The organism is Erwinia sp. SLM-02 (genome assembly GCF_037450285.1).
GTDB lineage: Bacteria > Pseudomonadota > Gammaproteobacteria > Enterobacterales > Enterobacteriaceae > Erwinia.
The window spans coordinates 291,588-311,862 of the sequence record NZ_JAQISN010000005.1 but is presented as its reverse complement, the minus strand read 5'-3'; the positions used below and the strand labels follow the sequence as shown (position 1 = coordinate 311,862).

Below are 20,275 nucleotides of genomic sequence, written 5' to 3'. Positions count from 1 at the left end.
ATCACATGTAAAAAAGAGGCGCAATGTTAGTTTTTTTTTAAAATAAAGGCCAACGAACTTTGAGTAGATGTGCATATGCTCACCGCTGCTCCGTCATGGTGCGAAAGCCTGCACCTTGCACAATTTCCTGACAATTACCCGCACGTTCATACTCTTTTATGTGCAGAGTGCCCACTTTCCTGTGGTGCCTCTGCCCAGCAATTTCTGGCATAACTCTTGCTGTTACTGGCATAGCCATTCAGACAGCCACTCAGGGGTTCACTATGTCAAACAGCAATGATTTTCCGCTCGTTGAAGCGCCCGCCTCGGGGCGCAAGGGTCTATTTTCGATTTCCATGGTCCTGTTCAGCTTCACGTTCTTTACCGGCACGATGTTTGCGGGAGGAAAACTGGGCGTCTCGTTTTCCATCGTTAACCTGCTGTGGATTGCCGTTATCGGTAACCTGCTGCTGGCCCTCTATGCCGCGTCGCTCGGCTGGATCGCGGCTCGCAGCGGGCTGAATACCGTGCTGATGGGACGGTTTTGCTTCGGTGAAGCAGGCAGCAGGCTGGCTGATTTTATTCTGGGCTTCGCTGAGCTGGGCTGGTACGCCTGGGGGACGGCGACCGTGGCCATTTCACTGGTCAAGATCCTCGGCATACCCGACGCGATGACCGTTCCGCTGATGATCGTCTTCGGTATCCTGTTCTGCGTCACCGCGCTGGTGGGCTACAGGGGGCTGGATGCGCTGTCCCGCGTGACGGTGCCGCTGATGTTTATTCTGCTGGTGATTGCTATGTACATTGCGGCCCATCACGCCGGTGGCTGGCAGGCGATGACCCAAATTAAGCCGGACGCCAGCGACACTATGACCTGGTCGGCGGCCATCACCATGGTCTTCGGCACCTTCGCCAGCGGGGCAACCCAGGCAACAAACTGGACGCGTCTGGCCCGCTCCAGCCGCACCGCCATCGTCGCCAGTATGGGCAGCTTTCTGCTGGGAAACGGGCTGATGATTGTGGCCGGGGCGTGGTGTGCGATCGTCTACCAGCAGGCCGATATCGTCGAGGTGCTGATTTTGCAGGGGCTGTCCGCCGCCGCGGTGGTGATGCTGTGCCTCAACCTGCTGACCATTCAAGGGCCGACGATTTACAACGTCTCGGCTGCCGCCTGCCATCTGCTGCGCAGCGAGCGCCGCCGCACCCTGACCGTCGCTTCCGCCGCCGTTGGCATTCTGCTGGCCATTGGCGGCATGTATGAAATGCTGATCCCGTTCCTGGTGCTGCTGGGCAGCATCATTCCCCCCATCGGCGGCGTTATCCTCGCCGACTACTGGTTCTATCGCGGCGGCCGCTATCCATTGCTGCACACGGCCCGCCTGCCGCGCTTTAACGGGGCGGGGCTTGGCGCCTACGCGGTGGGGGCGGGGGTGGCTTATCTGTCACCGTGGATCGCCCCGCTGGTGGGCATTACCGTTTCCGCGCTGGTCTACATTGCTCTGACCCGCCTCGGCAAACGCCATCCCGCCGCCGATTCGGTCGCAGAGCAGTAGCCATGAGCCTGACGCTGAGCGACATCCTCGCGCTGGACGGGCTTTCCGCCCTGCGGCTGCGTGCGGGCGGGCAGGGGTTACAGCTGGCGGTGCGCTGGTACTACGTGGCGGAAAATGAAAACATCGCCGACTGGATTATGGGCGGCGAGCTGGTGTTTATCACCGGCATCAATCATCCCCGCGATGAGGACAATCTGATCCAACTGCTGAGGGAGGGTAAACAGCGCGGGATCGCCGGGATGGTGATCCTGACCGGTGACGCCTATATTCAGTCAATCCCGCCGCGCCTTATCGCGCTGGCCGACGAGCTGGGTATTCCGCTGATCGAACAGCCCTATCTACTGAAGATGGTGATCGTGACCGAACGGATTGGTACCGCCCTGGTGCGCAGTGAAAATGCGCTGCAGTCGCAGCGCGATATTCTGATGCAGTTGTTAACCGGGGATTATCCCGATTTGCAGATGCTCCAGCAGCGGGCAGTCCATCAGCGGCTGGATTTTACCCGCCCGCTTCGGGTGGCGGCGCTGCGCCTGGAGGGGATACAGAACCTGTTTCGCCAGTTTCCCCCTGAGCAGGCCGAAGCCTGGCTACAGCAGGCGCGCCGTACCCTACGCCAGCGCCTGCAGCAGCAGCTCAATCAGCAGGGCAACGGCTTTCCGCTGGTCGAACGCGGCAACATGTTTATCTTCCTGCTCCCGGATGAGGAGGGGGCGTTTTATCAGCAAAAAACGTGGTTGCAGCAGTGGCTGCGCGAACTGGCGGAAGGCAATGAGGGGCTGTCGCTGCTGTGCGGCCTGTCGGCAAAGGTGCAGCAGTTACAGGACTATCAGCGCGCGCTGTCGCAGGCACGCCAGGCGCTGGATCTCAGTGAAAACCTGCGCCCGGCCCAGCGCATCAGCGACTACCAGCAGCTGGGCTTTATCCGGCTGCTCTCCGCCATCGGCGATCCTGCGCTGCTGAGCGATTTTATGCATGACACCCTCGGCTGCCTGATTGAGCGCGATCGCAAAAGTCCCTGGCTGCTGATGGAGACGCTGGAAACCCTGCTTCAGGAGAACGGCAACGTGGTCAGGGCCGCCGAGCGGCTCGGCATCCACCGCAATACGCTACATCAGCGCATTCAGCGAATTGAAAAGCTGACCGGCTACGCTGTCGGTCAACCGCAGTTTCATCTCAACGCCTCGGTCGCTTTGACCATCTGGCGTATGTCACAGGACAATTTACGGGAACATCTATGAACATTATCAACGCGCGCCTGCGCCACAAAGACGCACTCCATACCCTTGAATTACACGACGGGGTGATTAACCGCATCACGGAGCAGTCCTCCGCACAGATGGCCGGGGCAGGCGATCTCGACGCGCGGCAAAAGCTGGTTATCCCGCCGTTCGTCGAGCCGCATATCCATCTCGACGCCACGCTGACGGCGGGGGAGCCGGAGTGGAACCGCAGCGGCACGCTGTTTGAGGGGATCGCCCGCTGGAGCCAGCGCAAACAGACCGTCACGATTGAGGATACCCGCCAGCGCGCGCTGAAAACCATCGGTATGCTGCGCGATAATGGCGTGCAGCACGTTCGCACGCATATTGACGTCACCGATCCCTCCCTGACGGCGCTTGAGGCGATGCTGGCAGTGAAAAAAGAGGCCGCGCATCTTATCGACCTGCAAATCGTGGCGTTCCCGCAGGAGGGCATTGAATCCTTCCCCGACGGCCGCGCGCTGATGACCCGCGCCATTGAGATGGGCGCCGACGTGGTGGGTGGCATTCCGCACTACGAATTCACCCGCGAGAAGGGCATCAGTTCACTGGGGTTCCTGATGGACCTGGCCCAGCGCCACGACCGCCTGGTCGACGTGCACTGCGATGAAATCGACGATCCGCAGTCGCGCTTCCTTGAAGTGCTGGCGGAAGAGGCCCGGGTCAGGGGGATGGGCGCGAAGGTGACGGCCAGCCATACCTGCGCCATGGGATCCTACGATAACGCGTACTGTTCCAAGCTGTTTCGGCTGCTCAAGGCGTCGGGGATTAACTTTATCTCCTGCCCAACGGAGAGCATTCATTTACAGGGCCGCTTCGACACCTGGCCGAAACGCCGTGGGGTGACGCGGGTGGCGGAGCTGGACCGGGCCGGGATCAACGTCTGCTTTGCGCAGGATTCCATCCAGGACCCGTGGTATCCGCTCGGTAACGGCAACATCATGCGTATTCTTGATGCCGGCCTGCATATCTGCCACATGATGGGATACGACGATTTGCAGCGCTGCCTCGACCTGATTACCGATAACAGCGCGCGGGCGATGTGCCTGGGGGATAACTACGGCATCGCCGTGGGGCGCCCGGCGAACCTGCTGATCCTGGATGCCGAAAATGACTACGATGCGCTGTGCCGCCAGGCCCGGGTGCTGACCTCGGTTCGGCACGGTAAAATCATTATGCAGCGCCAGCCGGAACGGATTAGCTATCCGGAGTGATGCGATAAGTTCGCCCGGCGAGTAAGCTGCCGGGCGAAAGACACTGCTGCCGTCAACGCTAAATATGCATAAATGAGTCTTTTTGTGTCATTTCCATAAAGAAAACGGTCGCCTGACATAAGTTAATGTTCATATAGCGATATTAATACGCTCGTTCAGATTGAATGATTCATTTTCAAGCGTTTATGAAATAAAAGTTCGACTTGCGTCTCATTTTACATCTCCTTTCATTGTCTCAATTGTCTCTTTCGATCTATTTTGTCCTCATTGTGACTCTTTTTGTATCAATAAGAGGCGACTAACCATTAGTTGATGCCTCATAAAAAACAATGGCAAGTAAGCGGAAGAAAACAAAATGACAAAATCTGATTGGCTACTGGGCGCTATCGGTGCAGTGGTGATTATCCTGGGAGCAGCACTGGCAGCAGGCGGTGCCTGGCTCGCGGTATTAGGGGGAGCCTGGTTCTATTTGTTCGCCGGGATCCTGCTGTGCCTCACCGGCTACGGGTTACTGCGCAGGCGTTTCTTCGCCTTGCCGGTGGCGCTGGGGCTGGCGCTGTACAGCGTGATATGGGCCTGCTGGGAAATTGGCGATGACTTCTGGCAGTTTCTGCCGCGTGTATCGGTGTTCCTCGCTATCGCACTGCTGACGTCACTGTGCGCACCGTGGCTGGCCCGCAAAAATAGTCTGCCGTCACTCGGTAAAAAACCGGCTTTCATTACGGCCGGTGCCTTCTTGATTGCTCTGGTCGCGCTGATTAGCGGCATTTTCTTTCCGCATGCGGAAGTCACCGCATCGGGCGAAGCCGCGCCGGTGATTAATCCTCAGGCCGGCCACGAAGGAGGCAACGACTGGTCAGCCTGGGGGCGTAGCACCCTTGGCGAAAAATATGTCCAGTTTGACCAGATCAATAAAAGCAACGTCAAGGATCTGAAAGTTGCCTGGACTTATCGCACCGGAGACATGGCAGTGGATGGTGCTGAATATCAGGTCACCCCGTTAAAAGTGGCTGACACCGTTTATCTGTGTACGCCATTGAGTAAGGTGATTGCGGTTGACGCAACAACCGGTAAGGAGAAGTGGCGTTTCGACCCGCAGCCGAAAATCTTCGAAAGCAACCAGGGCTGGAAGCGATGCCGCGGGGTGGGCTATGCCGATCTCGACACGCTATCGTCGACCAGCCCGGATAACGGCGAGGTTACCGGTGCTGCACTGTCCGCCACTGCCACCTGTCGCAAACGCATCATTGAAACGACCATCGATGCACGCATCGTGGCGCTGGATGCTGAAACGGGAAAACTGTGTGAAGACTTTGGCAACGGAGGCTACGTCGACCTGACCGTGGGCCTGCCCGCTGACGCCAAAGGGGGACAGCAGGGTAGCTATAATGTGACTTCCGCGCCGCTGGTGGCCGACGGGGTGATTATGGTGGGTGGCCGTCTGAACGATAACCTCACCGTTGGTGAGCCTGGCGGCGTGGTGCGTGGCTTTGATGTGGCAAGCGGCAAAATCCTGTGGGCCTGGGATGCGAAACGCGGTGCCAGCGACAGCAGTCCGCTGCCGACCGGTCAGACCTATCCGATTGAAACGCCTAACTTCTGGGGCACTGCCGCGTACGATCCCAAGCTGGGTCTGGCCTATTTCCCGACGGGCAATCAGACGCCTGATTTCTGGACCGGCGACCGTCATCCGTACTCTAACGAATACAACGATGCCATCGTGGCCGTCGAACTGAAAACCGGCAAGGAACGCTGGCACTTCCGCACCGCCAACATTGACCAGTTTGACTACGACGTCTCCACTCAGCCGATTCTGTACGATATGCCGCAGAAGGATGGCACCGCCATTCCGGTGATCATCCAGGGTACCAAACGCAGTCAGATCTTTGTGCTGGATCGCCGTACCGGCAAACCGGTTTACCCGGTGGAGCAGCGTAAAGTGCAGACCGATGTGATGCCGGGGATGCAGGTCGCTGACACCCAGCCGTACTCCGCACTCTCCGTGGGTGTAGACAGGCTGAAAGAGTCCGATATGTGGGGAGCCACGATCTTCGATCAGCTCTACTGCCGCGTTCAGTTTAAAAAGCTGCGCTACGAAGGGGAGTGGACGCCGCTGTCGGATAAACAGGACACGCTGATCTGGCCGGGTTATTACGGCGGCCAGAACTGGGGCAGCATGGCGATCAATCCGGCGACCGGTATGCTCTACGTCAATGACATTCGCATGGCGATGGTGGGGCGTTTCCTGTCCCGCGAGGAGGCCGCGAAGGGCGGGCTGAAACCGTCAACCGAAGGTGAATATTCCGAGCAGAAGGGCACGCCGTGGGGCGTTGAGCGCGGGATGTTCCTGTCACCGCTGGGTACGCCGTGCTTTAAACCGCCGTTCGGCTCGCTGACCGCCATCGATCTGGCGAACAACCAGGTCAAATGGCAGGTGCCGCTCGGGGGTATTCAGGATGCGCCGATCCATAACAGCTTCTTACCGAAGGAGGGCATTGTCCCGAACCTGTATATTCCGCTGGGCATGCCGAACCTCGGCGGTCCACTGGTCACGGCGGGCGGGCTGAGCTTCTTCCACGGCACGCTGGACTACTATCTGCGCGCGTTCGACAACGATACCGGCAAGGAAATCTGGCGCACCCGGCTGCCGGTTGGCGGGCAGGGCACGCCAATGAGCTATATCGGCAAGGACGGCAAGCAGTACATCGTTGTGGTGGACGGCGGCGCGACCCGTACCGGCACCAACAAAAATCGCGGCGATTACGTGATTGCTTACGCCTTACCCTGATTAAGTTTTACCCCGAACCGTCTGTAAAACGACGCTCTGCACAGGCAGAGCGTCTGCCGGGCCGCGCGATGATAAATCGGTTGCCTGAATAACGATCTTATTCTCTGTATATTAAGGTGATTATAATGCTGACCTCACTACATGGTATTTCGACCAGTCACGGTAATTTAATAACGGATGTGCGTCTCGCGAAAGAGGCGGGTTTTGATGCGCTGGAAATATTTTATCCTAAGCTGGTGCGCTATTTGGAAATTGGCGGAACCACGCGGGAAATAAAACAGATTATTGCCGATGCGGGGCTTTCCGTTTCATTTCTCAGCGCGCTCGACAGAATTGAACGGCATGAGGGAAGCGAGAAGCAGCAGCTGCTGGCCGAGGCGGAAAAAATCACCCGTGAGGCCGTTGAGCTGGGTACCCAAACCGTCATGATATTACCGCGTACCGGTATCGACCATTATGCCGATGACAAGATCATGGACATCATGAGCGAAAATATTTCTGCTATTGCCGCCATCGGTGAACAGCACGGCATTCGCTATATGATCGAGCTGCCGGCCTTCACCAGGTTCCGCACGCTGGGCCAGGCACGGGAGGTGATCCGCCGGATTGATAAGAAGAATGTCGGCGTTGTAGTCGACTTCTGGCACTTCTACGCCTCCGGCGCTACGCCGCAGGATGTCGCTACGATGAACAAAGAGATGATTTTTGGCGTGCACTTCGGTGACGGCCGTGTGCCGCACAGCCCGCAGGAACCCTGGGATGAGACGGTATTACGCGACTGCATACCGGGAGAAGGGGAGATCGATCTCCGCGCCTGGTCCGAAGCCGTTAAATCCACCGGCTATAACGGAGCCTGGTCAATTGAATTAATCAGCCCGCGCCTGTGGGAACGCGATCCTGCTTTATTAACAAAGGAGCTGTTGGCCTCCATTAAGAAATACGCGAATTAATTTAACCATTATCGAACTTCGGGTGTTAACGATCATTCTTAATTAATGAATTCGATCGTTATCACCTTAATACCTCCCTGTATTAATGCGTGACGTAGAGAATAATATGAAAACAAATAATGCTCCCCGTTTACCGGTGAGAGTGGCAATCAGTCCGCTCTCCTGGGCCAATGAAGTGATTGAAGAGTTTGGTAAAGATGCCACGGCAGAATTATGCCTGACGGGCGCGCAGGCTGCGGGTTATGAAGGCGTTGAGATGAGCCGTTTATTTCCCCGCGATCCTGACGAATTGAATTCGCTGCTGTCCGGTTATCACCTTTCCCTGGCATCCGGCTGGCACAGCGGTTTTCTCGCCGAGCGCAGCGTGGATGAGGAGCTGAGTGCGGTTGAAGAGTTTGCCACGCTGCTGCAAAAAACCGGTGCGCGGGTGATGGTGTACGGCGAGTGTGCCGCGATGGCGGAGAACGCGCTGGATGTGCCCATGTCCCGCCGTCAGAAGTTGACCCCGGAACAGATGGCGGCGTATGGCGCGCGGCTGACCGAATTCGCCAGGGCGCTGGCGGAACGCTATGGTCTGGCAATGGCGTACCACCACCACCTGATGATGGTGGTGGAAACGCGCGATGAAGTTCGCCAGCTGATGGCGGCAACCGGTGATGAAGTTGGCCTGCTGCTGGACACCGGACATGCGCTGACGGGCGGGTTCAGTTACGTCGATCTGATTTCGGAATTTGGCCCACGGATTAAGCATATCCACCTGAAAGACGTGCGTCCGCCGGTTCTGGAAACCGTGCGCAGCGGCGATCTCTCGTTTAACGATGCGGTGCGGGCGGGCCTGTTTACTATCCCCGGCGACGGCGCCATCGATTTCCAGCCGCTGTTCGAGTTTATCCGCCGCTCGGGTTACGAGGGCTGGTTGGTGGTGGAAGCCGAGCAGGATCCTTCGCTGGAATGCCCGGAAATCACCGTTGCCAGAGCGCGTGACTGGCTCAGCACCATCCTGCCTGCCCGGGCATAACGGAGAGCACTACGATGTCTTATCAACACAGGTTTCATGCCCGCTACGTGTATATGCTCTGCCTGGCGGCTTCCGCCGGTGGATTTATGTTTGGTTATTCCGAAGGGGTGATCGCCGCCACGCTGGAGTCGATTCAGCACACGTTCGGCCTGAATTCGGTACAAACCGGTTGGGCTGTTTCCAGCGTGATTTTTGGCGGGGTGATCGGCGCGCTGACCGCCGGGAAAATGGCGAATAAAACCGGCCGCAAACCGGTCCTGCTGCTCAGCGCCATCCTGTTTGTGATTACCTCTTATTTTTCGGCCGTCGCGGACTCGTTTACGCTGTTTACCGGTTCACGGCTGATCTGCGGTATCGCCGTTGGCCTGGCGGCGACGGTGGCGCCGATGTATATCTCTGAAATTTCACCGGCCAAAATGCGCGGCAAAGCCACCGGCACGTACGATCTGTCTATGGTGGTTGGCGTGCTGGCGGTGTTTACCGTCAACTACCTGATTGCACGCGGCATGCCGCAGGCCTGGATGGTGGAAACCGGCTGGCGGATTATGATGGCTGTGCAGCTGGTGCCCTCGCTGGCGATGCTGGTGTTGATCATTTACTTACCCGAGTCGCCACACTGGTGCATCCGGCATAACCGCAGCGAGCAGGCGATTAAAGTGCTGTCGCGTATCTATCCGGAACTTAATCAGGAAGAGGCCCGTCAGCTGTTTCAGCTGCCGTCTTCTCCCGCCAGAAGCTCAAACACGGCGAGCAAAGGCGCGTTGGCGGACAGCCCGGCACTGCGCTACATCCTGGTGGTCGGTGTGGCGATTGCGATTCTGCAGCAGTTCACCGGCATCAACGTCATCAACTACTACACCCCGATGATGCTGGAAGGCACCACCAGTGATAAAGACATCATCTTCTTCGAAACGATTTTTGTCGCCCTGCTCAATGGTATTGGTGCATTTATCGGCATGCACCTGTTCGACCACTATGGCCGCCTGCCGATCATGAAGATTGGCACCGTCGGTGCGATCGTCGGGTTGCTGATTGCCTCCTGGGGTCTGTACAGCAATGATGTCGGCTATATCGCCATCAGCGGCATCCTGATCTTCACGCTGTTCTTTGGTATGGGCTGGGGCGCGGGCGCCTGGGTAATGATCTCGGAAATTTTCCCGGACAGGATCCGTGAATTCAGTATGGGACTGGCCGTGGGCCTGATGTGGATCAGCAACTTCCTGATCACCCTGGTGTTCCCGATCGTCAACGACAATGCCTGGCTGCAGGAGCAATTCCATGGCGCGTTCTCCATGTGGATCTTCGTGGCGTTTAACGTCGTCTGTTACTGGTTCCTGTCGCGTTACGTTCCGGAAACCCGAGGCGTGGCGCTGGAAGATATCGAAAAGGTCGCGGAAGCCAAGATGCTGAAAAATTCGCTGTCTGTGCAGACGGAGAAAGGCTGACTTCCCTGCTGCTGGTGAGGGTAATCATCCGCCAGCGGGTTTCCCTACACATAACGGAAAGCGGGCCAGACTACAGGCTCGCTTAACCGTACAGTCCTGCTCACATCATCTGCCGGGTGCGGCGTTTCTTTCGCCCTGCAGATGATTTGTTAAAATGAGATCTGTGTTGAGGTATTAAGAATCAAAAAGATTTCCTGAGGCTTTATTGAGGCTTTCCTGAGCGGGATCGAGTAACATCGGCGCAGGCGATAACAGGAGACAGGTTGTTGTTTATGAACCGTAAACCGACGATGAAAGAGCTGGTTACTGCGACGCAGCTCAGCAGAGCAACCATTGACCGGGTGCTCAACAACCGTCCTGGGGTTAAAGCCAGAACGGTAGAGACTGTTCAGCGTGCTTATTCAAACCTGCTGGTTGCCGCGGCGGATGAAGTCAGTTCCGAACGTTCGCTTCACAGCGAAAAGTTCGCTGCGCGCTTTGGCGTGGTGGTTCAGGCCGGTGCGGAGTACAACGAGTCCGTGCAGAGTGCGGCGGACAGGATACAAGATAAGCTGGGTAATCAGGGTATTACGCTTGACCTTGTCAGCTGTTCCGACGTAGACGATGAAGCCGTGGTACAGCTGCTCATCAAGCAGGCTGAGCACACCGATGGCCTTGCCGTGGTGGCAAAAAATACGCCGGTTATCAATGCAGCCGTACAAAAACTTCGCCAGCAGGGTAAACACATTGTGGCGCTGGTCAGCGACCTCGATCCTGAAGCGCGTGATGCCTACGTTGGTATTAACAACCGTGCAGCGGGGCAGGCGGCAGGCTTTATCCTTGGCCGGCATTTACAACGCGAAGTAAACCCCTGCGTGGCGGTGATAGTCGGCACGCTTTCCTACAGCTGTCACGATGACCGCGAGATCGGGTTCCGCGCGCAAATTCGTAAAACGCTGCCGTCCGTTCAGGTACTTGAAGTGGTATCCGGCAACGATAACACCGAGCAGACTTACCATGCGGCAAAAGAACTCTTCAACAAGGCAACGAACCTGTGCGCCGTGTATAACGTTGCCGGGGGCAATGCAGGACTGGCCTCAGCGCTGGATGAATATGCCGGTTTGGTCAGGCCTGTGGTGGTGACCCACGAAGTGAATAACGTTACAGAGAAGCTGATTCGTGAAGAGAAGATCGACTATATCCTGACCCAGGATATTTCCCAGCTGCTGACCGTAACTGCCGAGAAACTGACCGCGTTGGTCATGCAACAGCCCGTGAGTTCGCAGACGTGTCTTCCGATTGAAATTATCACCCGCTTTACACTGCCTGCGGGGTGAATGGTTGGCGTTGAATCTGGTGCTCGCTAAGATCCAGCTGACTTGCAGCATCACGCCGACGTAACCGTTTATCATCAGTGCGTATAACATAGATTATGTTAAATTATATCTCAAAAGCCGCACCCAATTCATCCATATCACCTCTACCCTCAGAGGCATGCCTTCCCCTTAATCAGGCGGAAGGCAACTTTATACTATGACAACAATCAGAACTGTGATTTATTGCTTTATAGCGTTATCTGAGGCCTGCAGCCCAACACGCTGTCCGTAAGAAAGCTCCAAGGTATTGCCGTCTGGGTCAGCGAAGAAAACGTAATAACCCACTGGGTCGCCCGCATCTACAGGTTCTTTCCGCAAAACATTTTCAGCACGTGCCAAACTGATTTTTTCATCAATTTCCTGGCGGCTGGCACAGGCAACGCCAAGATGGCCGAAGCTCCCTAATGGGGTGTCCGTCACATTATCTGACTGTACCAAAACGAGGGCAAACGGGCGGGTTCGATCGCTCAGCCATGCCACTTTACGCGCATCAGGAACATCAGGTTCGCGCTGGTGAACAACAGACATACCGGCATAGCGTTCATAAAACGCAATACTGTTACCTAAGTTTCTAACGACAAATGCAACATGCGTGAAACCAACATCTATTTCGTTCATATCCATAATTCGCCCATAGAAGTTAAGAGCAGGCATTCTAGGACCTCAAGTTAAGTTGAGGTCAAGAGCCGGTCTGAGCTGCTTTTACACCAGGAATGAGTCACATACCCTGGATTAACTTCCGAATGCAGTAGCCAGAACAAAATGATTTAATGCTTCACGCCGTCCTTTTGTGATGACCTTCATAAGACTAACCGGGCAGCGAGTTTCTCTATGTTGCCAGCGACATGCTTTATCTATCACCGACCAACTTCCTCTAATTTATCTGCCGAACGCTTAAAATAAGAGGCAGGATAAAAGTGGAAAAATTACTCTATGGTGTGGCTTACTACCGTGAATATATGCCTGAAGAAAGGCTGGATGAAGATATACGGCTGATGAAGGCGGCAGGCATCAATGTGGTTCGTATTGCGGAAAGCACGTGGAGCAGCTACGAACGACAGGACGGTGATTTTGACTTTTCCAGCGTGCTGACCGTTCTGGACCGTATGCATGCTAACCACATCGCCGTTATCATCGGTACGCCAACCTATGCCATTCCTGCATGGCTTGCGAAAAAGCACCCTTCGGTCATGGCCACCACCCCGCAGGGAGTGAATAAATATGGTCACCGCCAGAAGATGGATATCACCAGCCCTGTTTACCTGCGATATGCAGAGCGGATTATTCGCGAGTTGATGAGCGCCACCGCCACTCATCCGGCCGTCATTGGGTATCAGATCGATAATGAGACTAAATACTATGATACCTGCGGATCACCCGTTCAGAGGGGCTTTATTGAGCAGTTGAAAAAACAGTTCGATGGCAATCTCGACAAGCTGAATGCCGAGTACGGCCTTGATTACTGGAGTAACAGAATCGACGCGTGGGAGGATTTTCCGCCGCTGGAAAGTACCATCAATGCCAGCCTGGGCGCCGCCTTCCAGCGCTATCAGCGCGGCCTGGTGACAGAATTCCTGGCCTGGCAGGCAACGCTGGTCAGCGAGTATCGCCTGCCCGGTCAGTTCATCACCCATAACTTCGATTTCGAGTGGCGGACATGGTCCTTTGGCGTGCGCGGTGAAGTCGATCATTTCACGGCATCGTCGGTGCTGGACATTACCGGCGTGGATATCTATCACCCGGGCCAGCATCAGCTTACCGGGGTGGAAATTGCCTTCTGCGGAGACATTGCGCGCACCACGAAGGACGCAAACTATCTGGTTCTGGAAACGCAGGCGCAGGCGTTTAAGAACTGGACCCCCTATCCCGGCCAGCTCCGCCTTCAGGCTTTCAGCCACATCGCTTCCGGCGCAGCGATGGTAAGCTACTGGCACTGGCATTCCCTGCATAACTCCTATGAAACGTACTGGAAAGGACTGCTCAGCCACGATCTGCAGCCAAACCCTGTTTATGATGAGGCGAAAGACGTCGGGCAGGCCTTTGCCCGCCTTTCCCCGCAGCTTGCGGGCCTGAAAAAACACAATCGCGTCGCCCTGCTCGTCAGTCACGACTCACTGACCGCCGTTGACTGGCATCCTTACAGCGGGCATCAGTTTGGTCGTAACAAGGAACACCAGTATAACGACACCGTCCGCGCGTATTATGATGCCCTTTACCGCCTTAACATTGAGGTGGACATTCTGACCGTTGACGATCCCCGGCTGTCCCGCTATCAGCTGCTGATTGCTCCCCTGCTTTACGCCGTTTCTGAGTCATCTCTGCAGCGCCTGAATCAGTTTACCGAACGGGGCGGGCATATCCTCTACGCCTTCAGATCGGGCTTTGCTAATGAGCATCTCAAAGTCAGAACGAACAGGCAGCCGGCCGTCATCAGGGAAGCGGTGGGTGCAAGCTATCAGCTGTTCGTTGAGCCACACGAGGTGACCCTGCAGTCCGGGCTGCTGGACATTCCTGCCGGGAAAGCCGCTGTAGCCGACTGGATGGAGCTGCTGGAGGCCGATGCCGGGGCCGAGGTTTGGGCAAGTTATCGGCACCCCTACTGGAATAAATACGCGGCCATCGTTCATAACCGCTACGGTGCCGGAACGGCAACCTACGTGGGCTGCAGCATCAGTTCTGAGGCCGTGGAGGCGGTGCTGCTTCAATTGATTGAAAAAACGTCTCTGGACGTCGCAGCCATATCGCCGGATTACCCGGTCACGGTCAGGCGCGCGGTGAACCGTTCAGGCAATACCGTTCTTTTCTTCCTGAACTATTCCAGCCAGCCTCAGACCCTGTCCTTCCCGTTTAAGGCCGGCGAGGAGTTACTGAGCGGGCAGCGTTACCGGCAGGGACAGGCGCTTGAACTGGCTGACTGGGGCGTGGCGATTTTTGAAGTGGAGAAAGAATGATGAACTCTGACTCATCGAATCAGGATTTGCAGCGTATTGGCACCCGGGAACGTCTGGCCTTTGGCGTGGGCGATTACGGCACCAACTTAACCTACACGTTAATGGTGACCTTTCTGGCGTATTATTACACCGATGTGGTGGGCATCTCTGCTCTGCTGGTGGGATCGCTGATGTTCTTTGCCCGCGTGCTGGATGGCATTATCTGTATCTACGTGGGTATACGCATCGATAAGACGCGCTCCCGCCTGGGCAAAGCCCGGCCCTGGGTCCTGTGGACCGCCGTCCCGTTTGGCCTGTCGGCCTTTCTGATGTCGACCATTCCGGACGTCAGTTACACACTGAAAGTGGTGTACGTCTGCATTACCTATCTGCTGACCAATATTATGTTTACCGCGAACAACATTGCCTACGGCTCGCTCCTGGCGTTGATCACGCGTGATAATTATCAGCGCGGCATATTGAGTGTCTTCCGGAAGGGGTTCTCAACCTGCGGATCGCTTACCGTTGGGGTGTTAACCCTGCCGATGGTGGCATTTTTTGGCAACAGCAATACGTCCTGGATTATCGTATTCGCTATCTTTGGCTTGTTCACCGCCCTGTTCCTGCTTCTGACCGCGCTGGGTACCCGCGAGCGTGTAGAACCGGTGAGCAGCGACAACAGTCAGAGAATTAATGCCCGGCAGGTTACGCGTTCAGTCATGGCAAATCGCTACTGGCTGATCATCTTCTTCTATCTGATGATTACCTTCACCAGCCTCACTGCGTTGTCGGCAGTCGGGGTGTATTACTCGAAATATGTTCTTTCGGATGTTTCACTGATTGCCTACATCAGTATGGCCCAGTACATACCGGGCTTGCTTACGCTGATGATCATCCCGATGCTGCTTAAAAAGCTGGGCAAGCGGCGCCTGGCCATGCTCGGGTTAGTCGTGTGCTGTATTGCTTACCTGCTGCCGCTGTTCGACAAGCAGAATGCGCTGTTTGTGATTATGGCCACGGCGGTACGCAGCGTGGGATTCTGCGGCATTGGTGCCACCATGTTTGCCCTGCTGGCAGACACCATCGACTACGGTGAATGGCGAACCGGGCTGCGTATTGAAGGCATACTCTTCAGTGCGGGCACGCTGGGGCAGACGCTGGGGATGGGGCTCGGTACGGCGAGCGTAGGCTGGATACTGGGTGCGGCCGGATTTGTCAGTGGTGGAAGCGCCCCTCAGTCTGAAACCGTCATCAGGACTATCGAATTTCTGTTTATCTTTTTCCCGCTCATCCTCGCGGCGCTAAACCTGGTACTGCTCTGGTTTTACAAGCTGGATCGGTTCTACCATCAGGTCGCGCAGGATTTGTCTGCCGGTCGTTATCAGCAGGCCGATCGCACCGACGCTTCAGTCACCGGCGACAGTTTGCTAAATTTGAAGTGATCTCTACGACAAAATGAGTACATCCCCCCTTCAGCAATGGAGGGGGTTCCCTATAGTATCTGCAGCACTGAAACAGGGACGGGAACCAATGGAAGAACTGAACGAAGCCGGTATGTTAAGCTTTTCTCCGCTCATGAGAAGCTTCACCTTTAACGCATTCATGGTTTCCGGATTCACCCCAATCAGCCCCGGCAGCAAACTCGATTTTTTTATCCACCGCCCCAACGGAATGAAAGGCTACATGATTAACCTGACGCTGAAAGGTGAAGGGATCATTCATCATGCAGAGGGCGAGTTTCACTGTCAGCAGGATGAGATGCTGTTGTTCCCGCCCGGCGTGATTCATCACTACGGCAGGGCCAAAGAGAGCATTGCCTGGGACCATCTCTGGATCTATTTTATCCCCCGCCCGTACTGGATTGACTGGCTGCGCTGGGACAATAAACAGGGCGACATCGGCCGCATGTTGCTTGCTGATAAATCGCACAGCCAGCAAATGGTTCAGCTCTTCAAAGAGGTGATATCGTGTAATGCAGTCGGGGCACTGCTCCAGGAAGCCATGGCCATGAATGCGCTCGAGCGCATCATTCTGAAGGCCTTCCAGCTTCAGCCGGCCAGCAATCGTCATAACCGGGACCCCCGTATTCAGACCGTCTGCGATTACATCAATGAGCACCTGTGTGAAGATACCCGAGTCGAAGAACTGGCGCGCATGACCTTCCTTTCCGCCTCACGCCTGACTCATATATTCAGGAAAGAGATGGGCAATACCATTTACGGCTGGCGTGAACAGCAGCGTATTTCACGTGCCTGTGATTTACTTCGGTATAAACAGCTGAATGTCACTCAGGTTGCCCGCGCCGTCGGCTATGAAGACCCGCTGTATTTTTCACGCGTGTTCAGTCAGCACAACCAGCTGAGCCCACGCGAGTACCGAAAGAAATTTGAGCAAGCCGCTTTATTTTGACCGTACAGAGCCTGGGGCATTTTAAAGCTAATGTTCGAACATCAGCTCGAACATCATTGACACGCCATCACCACCCTTTTATGACTCGTATATGAGTCATAAATCACCTTTAAGACTCATATAGCATCCATTTTGTTTGTAGATCCAAAAGTGAAATGGTATTTTGAGTTCTATATGATGCACTAAGATGGTTAACGACCTTTAGGGAGGTCAAAATGCCGCGTTCGGTACAGAGGGTTTACTCACGCTACACGCTGGAAGCGATCAAATTGTTCGCTGAAATGATCCGTTTTGAACGTAAAAATCAAAAAATGACGGAGTCAGAACTCGCAGAGCGAGCAGGTATATCGCGGAGTATGCTGCAGCGAATTGAAAAAGCCGATCCGAAGTGCGAGCTCGGGGTTGTTTTCGAAGTTGCGGCACTGCTCGGGATTCCTCTCTTCGATGCGACAGCCGACGTCAACCGGCTGATAGCCTATCGCAGGCAAACTGAGGATAAGCTTAGCCTGATGCCACAAAGGATTCGTAAACCAGCGAAGGAGACGTTTGATGACTTCTGAAAACGCGCCGCAGCAGGCATTTGTATGGATTTGGTTGCCAGGTGAAACCGCACCTGTGGTCGCCGGACGTCTGAGTTACGGCAATAATGACCTTTCATACATCGCGTTTTGCCTGATGATGGATCGAACATATCCACATCAGGCAATCACACCTATTTTGAACGACCTCCAGCCAGGTACTTAAAGGCAACCCCCCTACTGCAACCGGCTCGCAATCTGGCGCAGCTGCTCGGCGATTTGTGCTAAATCCTGCGTTCCCGACCCCAGCGCGGCGGTGGAATTGCGCACTACCAGGCGTGCGGGCAGGATCGAGGACGATCGGCTGTGGTCGTCTTCACTGGCCTGCAGAATACGGTTCACCGCCTCTTTTCCCTGTAAATCGAGGTCGAGAGAAACCGTGGTCAGCGCAGGATGGAAAAACGCGCTTTCATAGGTGTCATCGTAGCCCACCACCGAAACCTGCCCCGGAACCGCCATGCCGCGCTGGTGCAGCGCGCTCAGCACGCCCAGCGCCATCTGATCGTTGCCGACCAGCAGCGCGCTGAAGCGCGGTGTTTCATGCAGCATCTGCAGGATGCCGCTAAAACCGCTCTGCGCGTCCCAGTTGCCGTGGATCACGCTGATCGGCTGCAGGCCATACCCTTCCAGCGTCTCCAGCCAGCTTTTCAGCCGCAGGCGGGCGGAAACCGAATGCTGCGGCCCCGCCAGCAGCGCGAACTCACGGTGCCCTTGTTCGTAGAGATATTTGACGCTGGCGCGGGTGCCGTCCGCCGGGTTAAACGAAACGTTAAACACCGACGAGAACGGATCGACGTCCAGGAACAGGCACAGGATGTCGTCGTTCTCCTGCACGATGCGCTCTGCGTCTGCCGTCTCCAGCGGTACGTTAATAATCACCTTATCGACGCGCTGTGACTTCAGCTCGTTGATACAATCCTGCAGGCTTTGGTTGACGTTCTCATCAATCATCGCGATCAGCACCTGGTAATCCGCCGCGTTGGCGTAGCGTTTTACCGCAGCGGCCACCTGTGAAGGCGCGTGCAGCGCCAGCGAGGTGGTCACCAGCCCAAGGGTGGTGCTCTGCTTGCCGACCAGCTGCTGCGCCAGGCGATTCGGCACATAGCGCAGCACCTCTATCGCCTTCTCAACCTTGCTGCGCGTCGCTTCGGAGACGTTGGCAGACTTATTAAGCACCCGGGAAACGGTCTGATAAGACACTCCGGCGTGACGGGCAACATCCTCTAAAGTGGAATTCTTCGATTTCATGGCTCGCTTCCCTGGTAGCAGATGCGGAAATTGTAACACAGCCGAAACCCTGGCCGGGTTAACCCCGTCACACTGTCGATAAAATCATAAAAAAGTCCGACGTTCACATTTATATTTCGGTGATCAATCTCACCAATCGTTACAATAAACGCCTAAAAACTTGCAGTAAATCACACAATCTTGACATTTAAATTGCGGAGTATTCGTCACTGGGCGTTTACTGCTCTCACTTTGTGAACGTATTACAAAAATGAGGGTGACATGAATACCAGACTACACGCAACCGCTGTGGCACTTGCTGCGGCACTGACTTCCCCGGCGTTATACGCCGCCATCGATAACATTGATTTCCACGGCTATCTGCGCGGCGGCGTGGGCGTATCGCAGGATGGCGGCATACAGGAGTGGCAGAAGAATAAACTCGGTCGTCTTGGCAACGAAGGCGATACCTACGGCGAGGTGGAGCTGGGCAGCGAAGTCTACAAAAAGGACGACGTCAGCTTCTACGTCGACAGCATGGTCAGCATGTTCTCCGACGGGTCTAACGATAACGAAACCACCCTCGGCGACGATGCGCAGTTTGGTCTGCGCCAGCTTAACCTGCAGATTAAAGGCCTGGTTCCGGGCGACAAAAATGCGGTGATCTGGGGCGGTAAGCGCTACTACCAGCGCCACGATCTGCACATTATCGACACCAAATACTGGAACATTTCCGGTTCCGGCGCCGGTATTGAAAACTACACCGTTGGCCCGGGTGCCGTGTCATTCGCCTGGATCCGCGGTGACGCGAACGACGTTGACTACCGTGAAGACGGTGATAATGACGTCAACATCAACTACCTCGACCTGCGTTACGCCGGATGGAAGCCGTGGAGCGGTGCCTGGACGGAGTTTGGTATCGACTACGCCATGCCAAACGCCACTAAAAAGCAGAAAGAGTACGGCGGGCTGTACGAGGCCGATAACGGCGTGATGCTGACCGGCGAAATCAGCCAGGATATGTGGGGCGGCTATCAGAAGCTGGTGTTCCAGTATGCGAATAAAGGGCTGGCGCAGAACGTTATCTCGCAGGGCGGCGGCTGGTACGATATGTGGAACGACACCCGCGACGCCACCGGCTATCGCATCATTAACACCGGCCTGCTGCCGATCACCGACCGCCTGTCGCTGAATCAGGTGATTACCTGGGGCTCCGCCCAGGATCTGACGGCCTACAGCGATAAGAGTACCCTGCTGTCCGTCGTGGGCCGTGCGCAGTACCAGTTCACCGACTACGTGCGCGGCATCGGCGAAGCGGGTAGCTTCTGGCAGAAAGATCAGTACAAAGACGGCAGCGACTACAAACAGGCCGGGCAGAAATATACCCTCGCGCTGGGTCTGGCGGCCGGTCCTGAGTTTATGTCACGCCCTGAACTGCGCGTGTTTGCCTCCTACCTGAATGACTCCGAGCAGGGCAACAGCTTCGACGATGGTACCGCCAGCGATACCTGGAACTTCGGCGTTCAGGTCGAGGCCTGGTGGTAATCGCCAACGCCCTCTCCACGATCAC

General features: G+C 55.8%; 16 protein-coding genes. 14 read left to right on the top strand and 2 right to left on the bottom strand.

All coding sequences use genetic code 11. The features are described from left to right. The first annotated feature begins 263 nt into the window (after nt 1-263). From codB to PGH32_RS22510, 8 genes are all read left to right on the top strand, one after another. Complete coding sequence (codB, locus tag PGH32_RS22545) at nt 264-1,532, top strand: cytosine permease (RefSeq protein ID WP_337895223.1); 1,269 nt, start codon at nt 264-266, stop codon at nt 1,530-1,532. Nucleotides 1,533-1,534: 2 nt separating this feature from the next. Then, nucleotides 1,535-2,770, top strand: coding sequence for a PucR family transcriptional regulator (locus PGH32_RS22540; RefSeq protein WP_337895221.1), 1,236 nt, complete (start codon nt 1,535-1,537; stop codon nt 2,768-2,770). After that, complete coding sequence (gene codA, locus PGH32_RS22535; protein ID WP_337895220.1) at nt 2,767-4,005, top strand: cytosine deaminase; 1,239 nt, start codon at nt 2,767-2,769, stop codon at nt 4,003-4,005. Before PGH32_RS22540 ends, codA begins: the two co-directional genes overlap by 4 nt. A gap of 355 nt (nt 4,006-4,360) precedes the next feature. Next, the gene (locus PGH32_RS22530; protein WP_337895219.1) at nt 4,361-6,793 is read left to right on the top strand and encodes a membrane-bound PQQ-dependent dehydrogenase, glucose/quinate/shikimate family; all 2,433 of its coding nucleotides are present in this window, start codon (nt 4,361-4,363) and stop codon (nt 6,791-6,793) included. Between the two features lie 125 nt (nt 6,794-6,918). Then, nucleotides 6,919-7,743, top strand: coding sequence for a sugar phosphate isomerase/epimerase family protein (locus PGH32_RS22525; protein ID WP_337895218.1), 825 nt, complete (start codon nt 6,919-6,921; stop codon nt 7,741-7,743). 106 nt (nt 7,744-7,849) lie between these two features. Continuing rightward, nucleotides 7,850-8,761 (top strand): myo-inosose-2 dehydratase, encoded by a 912-nt coding sequence (gene iolE / locus PGH32_RS22520; RefSeq protein WP_337895217.1) that lies wholly within the window; start codon nt 7,850-7,852, stop codon nt 8,759-8,761. Between the two features lie 14 nt (nt 8,762-8,775). Continuing rightward, nucleotides 8,776-10,206, top strand: a complete 1,431-nt coding sequence (locus PGH32_RS22515) for a sugar porter family MFS transporter (protein WP_337895216.1) — start codon at nt 8,776-8,778, stop codon at nt 10,204-10,206. A gap of 272 nt (nt 10,207-10,478) precedes the next feature. Continuing rightward, nucleotides 10,479-11,522 carry a LacI family DNA-binding transcriptional regulator gene (locus PGH32_RS22510; RefSeq protein WP_337895215.1) on the top strand — a complete coding sequence of 348 codons (1,044 nt, stop codon included), beginning with the start codon at nt 10,479-10,481 and terminating at the stop codon, nt 11,520-11,522. Between the two features lie 219 nt (nt 11,523-11,741). Here the strand turns inward: PGH32_RS22510 and PGH32_RS22505 are convergent, their stop codons facing one another. Continuing rightward, nucleotides 11,742-12,179, bottom strand: a complete 438-nt coding sequence (locus tag PGH32_RS22505) for a VOC family protein (RefSeq protein ID WP_337895308.1) — start codon at nt 12,177-12,179, stop codon at nt 11,742-11,744. Between the two features lie 299 nt (nt 12,180-12,478). Between PGH32_RS22505 and PGH32_RS22500 the strand changes: the two genes are divergently transcribed. The 5 genes from PGH32_RS22500 to PGH32_RS22480 all read left to right on the top strand — a co-directional run bounded on the left by PGH32_RS22500 (nt 12,479) and on the right by PGH32_RS22480 (nt 17,644). Further along, nucleotides 12,479-14,512: a beta-galactosidase gene (locus PGH32_RS22500; RefSeq protein WP_337895214.1), complete on the top strand. Its 2,034-nt coding sequence runs from the start codon at nt 12,479-12,481 to the stop codon at nt 14,510-14,512. After that, nucleotides 14,509-15,933 carry an MFS transporter gene (locus tag PGH32_RS22495; protein WP_337895213.1) on the top strand — a complete coding sequence of 475 codons (1,425 nt, stop codon included), beginning with the start codon at nt 14,509-14,511 and terminating at the stop codon, nt 15,931-15,933. Before PGH32_RS22500 ends, PGH32_RS22495 begins: the two co-directional genes overlap by 4 nt. Nucleotides 15,934-16,021: 88 nt before the next feature. Then, complete coding sequence (gene araC / locus PGH32_RS22490) at nt 16,022-16,900, top strand: arabinose operon transcriptional regulator AraC (protein WP_337895307.1); 879 nt, start codon at nt 16,022-16,024, stop codon at nt 16,898-16,900. Nucleotides 16,901-17,115: 215 nt separating this feature from the next. Next, nucleotides 17,116-17,460 (top strand): helix-turn-helix domain-containing protein, encoded by a 345-nt coding sequence (locus tag PGH32_RS22485; RefSeq protein ID WP_337895212.1) that lies wholly within the window; start codon nt 17,116-17,118, stop codon nt 17,458-17,460. Beyond that, nucleotides 17,450-17,644 (top strand): hypothetical protein, encoded by a 195-nt coding sequence (locus PGH32_RS22480; protein WP_337895211.1) that lies wholly within the window; start codon nt 17,450-17,452, stop codon nt 17,642-17,644. The genes PGH32_RS22485 and PGH32_RS22480 overlap by 11 nt, the downstream gene beginning before the upstream one ends. 11 nt (nt 17,645-17,655) lie before the next feature. On the opposite strand, the gene PGH32_RS22475 is transcribed toward PGH32_RS22480, so the two are convergent. Then, a complete protein-coding gene (locus PGH32_RS22475) occupies nt 17,656-18,726 on the bottom strand; it encodes a LacI family DNA-binding transcriptional regulator (protein WP_337895210.1) in 1,071 nt (356 codons plus the stop codon). A 261-nt stretch (nt 18,727-18,987) separates the two neighbouring features. Here PGH32_RS22475 and PGH32_RS22470 point away from each other — a divergent pair, with 261 nt between their 5' ends. Beyond that, nucleotides 18,988-20,250 carry a maltoporin gene (locus tag PGH32_RS22470; RefSeq protein ID WP_337895209.1) on the top strand — a complete coding sequence of 421 codons (1,263 nt, stop codon included), beginning with the start codon at nt 18,988-18,990 and terminating at the stop codon, nt 20,248-20,250. Nucleotides 20,251-20,275: the final 25 nt, after the last annotated feature.